The following is a 3,669-nucleotide window of genomic DNA, read 5'->3' as shown; positions in this document are numbered from 1 at the left end:
AACTGACTAATTTATCCTCAAACGGCAAAGTCTGGTTTATTCATCCTGTGGCGATACATATATTTGATATAAAAAACTGCATGTGTAATAAGTCTATAACAGAAGATCAATTTAAATCAATAATGCCTAATGATATTTTGAATAACGGATTATTTTATAGAATGAATAATAACTTGAAAAATACCGCAATAAGTATATTTCTTTCAAGTTTGAATAGAAACTTTATTCAATACAATATTACTAGTTGTCTTCAAAAAGCTCATTTTATATCTCAAGTGTTATGTGAAAGTGATTTTTTTAGAACTTCTGAGGAATATAAAAATAAAGATGGTTCTACCCCTTCTTATTGGAACAATTATAAAGGTGGAACAAATTATCATGGTAGAGGACTTATTCAAATTACTCATGATTATAATTATGAATCTTTTGGGAAATACGTTGATAATAATTTAATTAAAAATAACCCAGATATAATTTGTTCTGATTTAGAATATACAATAAGATCTGCATTTTGGTATTGGTTAAAAGGAAGTTCATGGGGAAATATTAATGATATAGCAGCACAGAATGACTTTCTTAAAATTACAATGGCAGTAAATGGTGGATATAATCATGTTGTAGAAAGAAATACGGCGCTTATAACTTTATATGAAAAGTTCAACATCGAAAATTGTGTAAAATATCATGACATTAGAGTTGATAACTTTTCTTTTAATACTAGTGCTATGATCAATACTAAATGGTATGCAAATAATCAAAAAAAAGCACAAGAAGTTGAAACAGCTTTACAAACTTTCTATACAAGATTACATAATGGAACTTAACATGAAAAAATTTTTTATTTTTATTATTCTACTTTATTTCAATTGCCTTTTATATGCACAAGTATGCGAAAAAACACAATTAAATGATATCAAAGGGCAATTTATCAATGGCGATAAATTTTATGGCAAATATATATATTGTCGTTTAAATAAACCCGATGAAGACAAAATTTCACGAATGGATTTTAGTTTGAATATAGAAGGAAAAGAAAATAGTTACATTTATCTTGGTGGGATAAACCCTTCAATTGAAGTATCTAATTTAGGTGTAATTTCTATTTTTGATAAATTTGGAGGAATGGAGAGTCCAGCTAGAATTACTTATTTAGGAAGCATAGATAAAGAATTAGTAAAATTAGGAGAGGTAAATCTAAATTATTCTCAAGGTCAAGTTGTTAATTATTCTAATCAAAGTGTTTATAATGGTATTGATCTCATTAATTCAATTATTCTAACAAAAAAACAACACTATTTTATAAATAATACTCCATTATCTTATCCTGACTATTTTATTTTACTTTTGTCTAATCAAACATTAAAAAACAAGACTAATAATGTTTGGATAGAACAGTTTTATACAAAATTACGTTTATTACAACATCAAGACATTATAAATATTTACAGCCAAAATGTATTTTTCAAGAAAACAACTCTCTGTAAAAAAAACGAAAATGAAAAAGATGCATTTGGATGCAAAGTTAAAAATAAGCAACTATCAGTATGTTATAATTATGCTGCTCAAAACTTACTCTATAGATTTGGTAGCCAATCAAAAATAGAATTAGAATTAGTAAAAGAAATAACAGATGAAGATAAGAAAAATAAGATGATAACTTTTACCAATAACGGTATTAATTATATTATTAATACAGAGCAAGGAAAAGAAGGTATTAGAATAAATAAACAAGATATAACAGTAAAAAATTATAAATGTGAACCTAATACAATTGAACCAATGATTTTGGATAGTTTCAATTAAATTATCAATTTAAAGAATATATTATTTAAGTTGCATCAAAAGATTAAGAAAAAATTCTAATAATGAAATAAGAAACAAGAAAGATTCAATTACAAAAATAATAAAAACAACTAATAGTAAAAATTATATTTTTACTATAAATCAATTATTATAAATAATAAAAATTCCCCAAGGAAATAGGCGTGTCATTAAAAAAATTTTTATAAATTTTATCCTTCTTTTCATTTTACAAATAAATGATGTATTTGCGAATTAAGTTGAGGATATTTTGTATTTTTATTAGGTTTCAAAAAATAATACTTCAACTGATGCCCAGAAACATATAAAACGCGTGACCCCCTGGCATTGGTCAGGATTTAATACCATAGAGGAGAAAGCGACGGTTGGTGAATTATCCAGTAAAACGGGAAAGAATAAAGTGGTTAGTTTGGATTTGGAAGACTACACACCCGTAATGTCGGCATTACACCGTATCTTAACGCAATCAACATTATATTCAACGCAACGTAAAAAACCACTTCCGCCTTTTACTTATGAATATTTAAAGGAAGGTTTACGCAGAAGTTGGACAGCAGAGCAGATAGGGCATTTACTATTAAAATATGAAAGTGAATGGTATGCCGATGAAGCATTAAGTAAATGGAATGAGATAGATGAATTATTTGAAGAAGAAAAACAACAACAAAAGGATATTATAGAAAAGCTGTTGATTGAGCATAATATAACCAAACCTAATGAACGAGAATATGCATTTGAAAAACTCGATGAAGCGCACGAAAATGTCAAATCAAATTGGCAAATTGAAAAAGAGCAACGCATCAAACCATCACTGTGGTGGAAAAAAGTTGCAGAGGCACAAAACACAAACAATAACCAAACCGACACGAATGACAATACACCAAAACTAACTAATCTATCAACTGACGGTAAAGCCTGGTTTATTCATCCTGTGGCGATGATGGGTTATTTTGTTGAAAAAAAATAGATATTATTGTGTTTTATATTTATTGGGATGGTCGAATACAAAAATATATTCTCTCATTTATTAAAGATGAAAACAAAAATAAATATCGCTATGTAATTGTCGACGAGCAAGGTACCAAACATAAGATTTGTGATTTGGAATACTTTAAAATTAAAGAAAAATATAGTAAAGAATTTAATCCTAATAAACCTAAAACATTTTATAGAACAACAAGTTCGAATGATATTGCTGCAAATGTAAACGATGGTAATACTAAATATCGAATTATTTACGCTGATGGACGGATCGCTGAATGGGGAATACATGATAAATACTACGATACAAAATTAGCTGATCCATACACATGGCGTGTTTTCGGTGTAAATAATAATGAAGTGGATCTATTAAGAATGCCTGATTCAATAAATGAACAATATGGCAATTTCCGTATTGAATATAGTTTTCATAATTCAAAGCGTCGTTATGCTAATCCTTGCTTATTTGCAGCTATGCTAGGTAGTTTAGCGGTTTATAGTAAAGCCCGGATCACCACTGGTAGTGCCTTTCAATGGGGCAGTTGCTTTCCTAGTGTATTACATATTAATGGTATGGCGATTGATTTTGAATATAGATCATTAATATCAAAAGATAATTATCACCCTCATACTTCGCAACAATATCAAGATGATTCAGATTTTTTAAATGCAATGCTACTCTTTTTTGATCAGGTTAGAGTTGGGAAAGATGCCCATTTTGCCGAATTTAGACAACGATCCCGAGTTGTAAATGGTGGTACTTTACATAACTCCCATTTTCATGCTGACTTTTCACTATCGAAAATTGAAGAGATTAAGGAATAACTTATGAAATATTCATTTTATATTGGCATTATTTTTTCTTTG

The 3,669-nt window shown here is 28.3% G+C and carries 4 protein-coding genes; all 4 read left to right on the top strand.

The genetic code is table 11. From position 1 onward, the window contains the following. The coding region (locus Q0K76_RS12860) for a glycoside hydrolase family 19 protein (protein WP_294616074.1) at positions 1-824 on the top strand (824 nt) is incomplete at its 5' end. 1 nt (position 825) lies between these two features. Next, positions 826-1,803, top strand: coding sequence for a hypothetical protein (locus Q0K76_RS12855; RefSeq protein WP_294616073.1), 978 nt, complete (start codon positions 826-828; stop codon positions 1,801-1,803). A gap of 331 nt (positions 1,804-2,134) precedes the next feature. After that, positions 2,135-2,788, top strand: coding sequence for a hypothetical protein (locus tag Q0K76_RS12850; protein ID WP_294616072.1), 654 nt, complete (start codon positions 2,135-2,137; stop codon positions 2,786-2,788). Between the two features lie 8 nt (positions 2,789-2,796). Beyond that, positions 2,797-3,627 carry a hypothetical protein gene (locus Q0K76_RS12845; RefSeq protein WP_294616071.1) on the top strand — a complete coding sequence of 277 codons (831 nt, stop codon included), beginning with the start codon at positions 2,797-2,799 and terminating at the stop codon, positions 3,625-3,627. The last annotated feature ends 42 nt before the right edge of the window (positions 3,628-3,669 follow it).

Source organism: uncultured Gilliamella sp., assembly GCA_945271295.1.
Classification (GTDB): domain Bacteria; phylum Pseudomonadota; class Gammaproteobacteria; order Enterobacterales; family Orbaceae; genus Gilliamella.
This window is presented reverse-complemented; position numbering and strand designations above follow the sequence as displayed.

What these genes read in the sequence shown, in the direction of transcription:
- Q0K76_RS12855 (WP_294616073.1), top strand. Translation starts at nt 826, where the DNA reads ATGAAAAAATTTTTTATTTTTATTATTCTACTTTATTTCAATTGCCTT.